Source organism: Bradyrhizobium sp. 23 (genome assembly GCF_023073295.1).
In the GTDB taxonomy this organism is placed as follows: domain Bacteria; phylum Pseudomonadota; class Alphaproteobacteria; order Rhizobiales; family Xanthobacteraceae; genus Bradyrhizobium; species Bradyrhizobium canariense_D.
In genome coordinates this window covers 69,263-75,452 of sequence record NZ_JADPJF010000082.1, presented here as the reverse complement: position 1 = coordinate 75,452, position 6,190 = coordinate 69,263, and the positions used below count along the sequence as shown (strand labels likewise).

General features: G+C 58.4%; 5 protein-coding genes. 2 read left to right on the top strand and 3 right to left on the bottom strand.

What is annotated here, in order from left to right; translation table 11 throughout:
* Nucleotides 1–278: 278 nt before the first annotated feature.
* Entirely contained in the window at nucleotides 279–1,622 is a 1,344-nt protein-coding gene (locus IVB32_RS20605) for an anti-phage deoxyguanosine triphosphatase (protein WP_247411238.1), read from the top strand.
* Nucleotides 1,623–2,192: 570 nt separating this feature from the next.
* Here the strand turns inward: IVB32_RS20605 and IVB32_RS20600 are convergent.
* Nucleotides 2,193–3,455, bottom strand: coding sequence for a TM0106 family RecB-like putative nuclease (locus IVB32_RS20600; protein ID WP_247411235.1), 1,263 nt, complete (start codon nucleotides 3,453–3,455; stop codon nucleotides 2,193–2,195).
* Between the two features lie 20 nt (nucleotides 3,456–3,475).
* Nucleotides 3,476–4,066, bottom strand: a complete 591-nt coding sequence (locus IVB32_RS20595) for an RES family NAD+ phosphorylase (RefSeq protein ID WP_247411232.1) — start codon at nucleotides 4,064–4,066, stop codon at nucleotides 3,476–3,478.
* Between IVB32_RS20595 and IVB32_RS20590 the strand changes: the two genes are divergently transcribed.
* On the top strand, nucleotides 4,029–4,682 hold the full coding sequence (locus IVB32_RS20590; RefSeq protein WP_247411229.1) for a branched-chain amino acid ABC transporter permease: 654 nt from the start codon (nucleotides 4,029–4,031) through the stop codon (nucleotides 4,680–4,682). The two genes, IVB32_RS20595 and IVB32_RS20590, sit on opposite strands and share 38 nt — an antisense overlap.
* A 504-nt stretch (nucleotides 4,683–5,186) precedes the next feature.
* On the opposite strand, the gene IVB32_RS20585 is transcribed toward IVB32_RS20590, so the two are convergent.
* A complete protein-coding gene (locus IVB32_RS20585) occupies nucleotides 5,187–6,125 on the bottom strand; it encodes a crotonase/enoyl-CoA hydratase family protein (RefSeq protein ID WP_247411224.1) in 939 nt (312 codons plus the stop codon).
* Nucleotides 6,126–6,190: the final 65 nt, after the last annotated feature.

Here is a 6,190-nt window from a genome sequence, read left to right as displayed (position 1 = left end):
GCATCCACACCTCCCGCAGAACAAAAGCGGAAAGTGTAACCCATGTGTCCGGTACGTTTTGTCACCTATGTCTCGGGCCGCTCATATAAGCCTTTTTCGGGGTTCGTATTATTTCCTGAAAAGGTTCGTACCACGTACGGTACCACTCTATTCCGCCCGTTGCCGTGATTTCCGCGTAGAAAAAGCTCTCCGCTTCAAAGACTTGGCAGAAGCGCGATTTACCTCCTACAGGGAATGTGTCCGAACACCCGAATTCGGCGGGTCCTGGAAGGTGAATCATGACTGACGTTTGGTTGGCGCGCCGCAGTCCTTGGGGGCAACAACAGGAAGACGCCAGAGGCGAGTTCGACATCGACTATGGGCGGGTCGTCCACTCCGGATCCTTCCGGCGACTGCAGGGCAAGACCCAGATCCTCAATCTCGGCGACAGCGATTTCTACCGCACCCGACTGACCCATTCGCTTGAGGTCGCTCAGATCGCCGGAGGGGTCAGCCGTCAGCTCGCCAAGACATATCCCGATCACCCTGCCATCCCGCATCTACCGCCGCTGAGCCTCATCCAGGCCTCGGGCTTCTGCCACGACCTGGGCCACCCTCCCTTCGGACACGGTGGGGAAGTGGCGCTGAACTACTGCATGCGAAGCACCGGCGGCTTCGAAGGTAACGGGCAGACTCTGCGAATCCTTGCGAAGCTAGAGAACTTCTCGCAGGAGCAAGGAGCCGATCTCACACGCCGATCCTTGCTTGCCATCCTCAAATACCCCGTGCGGTTTTCGCAGGCTTCGAACGGTGAGATAAAGCCCACTCTCGACGAGCGGGCGACTTCGATCCGGATTCTCGACCGGAGCAGCTGCAAGCCGCCCAAATGCTACTTCGATTCGGAAAAAGACGTGGTCGACTGGATCCTCGATCCGTTGCCTCCAGGCGATCGCATGTTGTTTCAAGAGTTCGACCCGATTCCGGGGAAGCACGCGAAGGCGCGGCATAAGTCGTTCGATTGCAGCATCATGGATCAATCGGACGACATCGCCTACGGCGTGCACGACCTCGAGGACGCAGTTGCGCTCGGGCTCGTCGACGAGCGGGATTTTCGCAAGCACGTGAGCGAAGAGGAGAGCGCTCCGTTTCTAGAGTCCTTGAAGCTCAAATACGACAAGGAATGCGGCAACGACGTGTACGGTTATTTCGTTTCGAAGCTTTTCTCCGGCGGCAATTGGCGGAAGCGCTTTATCGGGCGGCTGGTGCATCACTTCGTTACGAACGTAGAAATCGTGACGCTCGGACAATTCGCCGAACCTCTCGTCCGATATCGCGCGCGCATAAAGGCGCCGCAACGCAAATTCCTGGATGCCTTGCAGGATCTAATCGAAGATAAAGTCATCTTCAGCGCGAACGTCCAGCACTTGGAGTACAAGGGACAGAAGCTAGTGGTCTCGGTCTTCGAAGCATTTCAGTCGGATCCCAAGCAACTCCTTCCATCAGACGTCTATGCCCGTTATGCCCTGAAAGAAGACGTCCGCGTGATCTGCGACTACGTCGCGGGAATGACCGATGATTTTCTGTTGAAGACCTACGACAGATTGTTCAGTCCGCGAATGGGATCCGTCTTCGACAGGCTCTGAAGCCGCAGACGCCGGCCAACGCCGAACTTCAGGCACGCACATTTTCAAGAGATGCAGGAAGGCCTTTTAACCCCAGCGAGAGCCCTAGGTTGACGGTGTTCTGTAAAGCTCAGACACTTTGCGTGGGGTGTGATTGCGATCGTGGAGTGCACCATGTGTTTCGGTGCGGTCGATTCGCTATTTTTATTTGCCGCAAACTGCGGGAATCCCGATACGAGGCGGAAGTACTCCTTGCGAGTCGCCAATGCGTTCTAGTAGGTCGGGCTCGCGGTCCGGAGGCGCAGTGCGCCTCCTTTGCCGTATGCCCTAAGGGACGATTAGCGATGCGCCGTATGGAATTAAGGACCTGGTTACTTTGCGAGAATCCTTCGACGTACGGAATGGACCTAAAGCATATAACCGGCAGGCGCGGCTCGAGGTTGTCAGTGAGCAGCTGCTTTATCCCAAGTATTCCATCATCGAATCTGGCCAGCGACGTGCCGCTGATCGATTGTGCGATCCCTTTCTCGGCTGCGATGCCGATAAGCCGGTCGCCGCGAGGGGCCTCGGTCGACTTAAAGGAAAGCAAATCTAGATGACGCCACGGGATGCCGTATACGCATCGGAATAGCTTTTGGCCCAGCACAGCGTATTCACGAGCTGCATTTGCTCGATCGTATTACACGGTACTTCCAGAAGACGCGGGCTGGCGAAAGCTACGGACAGGCAGCGGGCCCGGCTGATCGCCACGTTGAGACGATTGCGGCTGTAAAGAAACTCGATATTGCGCGGCATATGCGCCCAGAACGCCGTGAACTTCTCCTGACCTCCATCGTCGTGAACAAGCCCGAAGAGGTATTCGAGCCCCATCTCGTAAAGGGGATCGCCTTCCATATCGAAGAAGAGGTCGCCGGGGTCCGGCTTGGGAAGCCGCTCAAACCCACGGCCGGGCGACGGCGGCAGTATTTCGTGCTGGTTCTTCCCGGTATCGCGGCGTGCTATCTGCAAAGCGGCCTGTGCGCGCAAGCGCGACAGGGTATCGGCTTGCAGGTTTGGAATGCGTGCTGTCGCCGGCATCATTGCAAGCTGGCGAACGGTCGTGATGCCGTTTGCCCGTAGTTTGTCCATCTGGCTGCGATGAATGCTCGCAGCGAGGCTCAAATGATCGTTCGCCTCCCATTCAGCGGTGCAAGTGTCGGACCACCGGCAGAAGGTACAATGACCACACGGCTCCGCGACCGAGGCCGCCGGGGGCGTCCCAACAAAGGTTTCGAACCGCCCTCGTGCCACGCCGTAATAGTGACGCACGTTGGATGTGCGAAGCGAAGCCATGCGGCCGTCACCAAGCACGACATGCAATTGCGGCGGCTCAACGCCTTGAGCGGCACCTAGAAGGTCCGCGTAGACGCAAAGCTGGATCACGTGCTTTGGTTTGGCGGTGCGTGCGAGTTTGGTGTCGGCGACGTCGTAGGCGTAGTCACCGAGCCGCGATGCGGTACCATTGATGCGCAAGAGAAAATCGGAGAACCCGTGCCAGGGCGAACCGTAGAGCGCGCCCTGATAGACGACGTCTGCGCCAGCCTGCATCGCCTTGTGCGTGGCCGCAACACGATCGCCAAGCGATCCTTCGCTGGTTATCTCGGCAACCGTTCGTCCTTCTTTCCGTAACCGGGCGAGGTAAGCCTTTTCGTGTTCGATTCCTTTTTCCTGAAGAAGCTTGGCCTGCTCATCGTCTTCGGGAAACACCACAGGATGCACAAGCTGCCGCAAGTCGTTGAACGTCGCGTGCGTGCAACCAAGGTAGTTCACAAGGTCAGTTGCCGAATAAATGCGTTTTCCTGCTTCCGCCCTCATGATTGCCCCCCTGCTTACCTTTATTCGGCAGCGTCCCTGCCGACATCGGGCGCCAGTAACGCCCCCCGCAAAATTTCTTGCCCGTCGGAAAAATCATAGATGCTTTTGATCTTCTGCCCGTCCCAGACGAAACGGTAATGCGCGCCTTGTACGGCGCGAGGTAGCAAGGCTCCGTCGAATACCGAAAGGAAGCGATGATCGCCGAAGCCCGGCCGGCAGAACAGAACGCCCGGTGAGCCGCTGTCATGAAGCTGATGCCCGATCTTCCGACGCTCGGCCTTCGAGAGGTTGGGGTCGAGTTTGGTGAGGTCGTGAAAACTTCCTGTAATGCGACGGCTGAAGACACGCATGTCGAGACCCATGGCGGGCTCGCCCGTGCTGCCGAGAAATTCCTCGCGGCGCAGTAGGGCAAAGGCCAGAGCGGTGTTGATATCGCTGGCCAGCTCAAGGCATCCGAGCGTCGGCCCGAGAAAAAAGGTCCCGCGCGGGTCCTTGTAGGCGAAGGGTGCGTGATTCCAGTTTTGATATTGGCTGGCAGATTTGTCGCCTGCCTTCGGTACACTGGGTAGCTGTTTGATCGCCGCCAGGCGAGGATTTGTGCGCTTCGGCACTTGGGTCGTGGCAGAGGCGCTCCGTCTTCTCACTTCGAACATCGCCTACGTCAAGCGCGGCTCCGGACTGTCGTTGAGTGTGATGGCTCGCTTTTCGCCGCACGAGCGCGAAATCGGCCTGACCATTTTGAGTGCGGGCCTGCTTCTCGCGACGGTCGGCGGAACGTACGTGCTTTTGCGCTCCCGGCATGGTCTGGCGCTCACCGCGATGCGCGACGATCCCGTGGCCGCTTCGAGTCAAGGCGTGGACGTGGCGAAGATGCGCTTCATCGTGTTTCTTCTCTCGGCCGCCGGAACGGGTCTGGCTGGGGCAGTCTATTTCATGGCGCAGCTTCGCATCACACCTTCTTCGGGCTTCGACCCCAACTGGTCGTCAATCTGCATCTTTATCGTTATGGTCGGAGGTATCGGACGCCTCGAGGGCCCGATCATCGGGGCGCTGCTGTATTTTTTTTCGACCCGCTTCTTCGGAGAGTACGGCGCCACATACCTTGTCGGTCTCGGCATCCTGACGCTGCTCGTTGCCTTGTACGCTCCCGGCGGCATCTGGAGCATCCTTACCCGGGTCAAGGACTGGCCGTGGTTTCCCGTGAGGCGGACCTTGGTAAGACGGTAACGTGGAGTAATCCGTACGCATGGCCCAGTCATGGCGGTGGCTATGGTGGGCGCACTTCGACCAGGATCAGATGGTGGCTGACGTCCAAGCGATATGAACGACGGCCCCGCTGCATCGCGATGTAGGTGGCCGTCCAACTCATCATATACTCAGACTGCATCGCGGCCTCACGAAATTCAGTCGTGAAGTCAGGCGAATCCCGCAGGGCGAGGAACCCTTCAGGAACTTCATTGCATCGTGGCGCGAGACGGCAAGCGTAGCTGCAGCGCGCGAACTCCTCGAAGCCGGACACGATGCCCCCAAACAACTCGGTGTGGAGCGGGCTTTGCGAACACCATCACGCTTAGGCGCGCGCATTCGTGCCACATGTAGGAGTTGCTCCAGCCTGGTGAAGAAAGCGCTTCGAGCGGATCGCCGCGGAAAGCGGCGCGCGTTCGGTTCAAGGCTCGCCCGCACGAAACGAGCGAGGTTTCTTGGGTTCTATTGCGCTTCCCAACGTCAGGCTCAGCGCCCTTCGTACACCGGAGGACGCTTTTGAGCTTCAGCGTCGCGACCTTCCTGAAAATCCCTGGTCATGAGCAAAGCGCGATACTGTTCGTCTAGCTTGGATAGCGCCGCTGCCGGAGACTCCTCGACGGCAATGCGGGCCGAAGCTAAGGACGACTTGATGCCGAGAGGGCCACACGCTGCGATCTTCTTGGCTATTTCGACCGCCGTTCCGAGAGCAGCATCCCTGTTCGGAGCCACTTCCTGGACGGTACCCATCCGTAGGGCTTCCTTAGCGTCCCAGTGATCCCCCGTGAGGATATATCGCATGGCGTTACCCCAACCGGCCTCGCTCGGGAAACGGACCGTCGCGCCGCCGCCCGGGAAGCGTCCGTGGGTGTTCTCATCCTGGCCGAAGTTCGTGTCTTCCGAGGCCACGCGTATGTCGGCGACCAGGAATAGCTCATGGGCCATATTCCAAGTGTCGCCATGAACCGAGACGACCAATGGCTTTGTGAGCGATGGCTTAGTGCGGCCCATGGGATCGATGAAACCCGGGCCATCCATCAGCTTCTTGCCGGCCTGTGCCATTGCCTTGTAGGCGTCGACATCGACACCTCGGGAGAAGTGCTCTCCATACCCGAATAGCACGGCTGCCCGCAGCGAAGGATCGTGATCAAAATCATAATAGGCCTTGGCGAGGGTATCGGTTGCCTCTGGATCCAAACGATTATCGAGGTATGGCCGATTGATGCCGATGAGGACGATTTGCCCCTGTCGTCGGACCGTGATCTTCGTCTCCGGCGAGTACGGAATGTCGGTCATTTGTGTGGACCTGGGTGTGTTATTTGCTTCTGAACCCATAGGCTTTCCTCCCGCTTCTTGCGCCTGCAACGTGGCCGTCCCGAGAAGGACGACAACTGCAGACGCGACCATGATCTTGTTTGACCTAAGCATGCCGAAGTCCTTGCGCTGTTGTTAGGGACGGAGATGATCGTGAGAAGGGCGGACGTCCCCCGCAA

What these genes read in the sequence shown, in the direction of transcription:
- IVB32_RS20605 (WP_247411238.1), top strand. Translation starts at nt 279, where the DNA reads ATGACTGACGTTTGGTTGGCGCGCCGCAGTCCTTGGGGGCAACAACAG.
- IVB32_RS20600 (WP_247411235.1), bottom strand. Translation starts at nt 3,455, where the DNA reads ATGAGGGCGGAAGCAGGAAAACGCATTTATTCGGCAACTGACCTTGTG.
- IVB32_RS20585 (WP_247411224.1), bottom strand. Translation starts at nt 6,125, where the DNA reads ATGCTTAGGTCAAACAAGATCATGGTCGCGTCTGCAGTTGTCGTCCTT.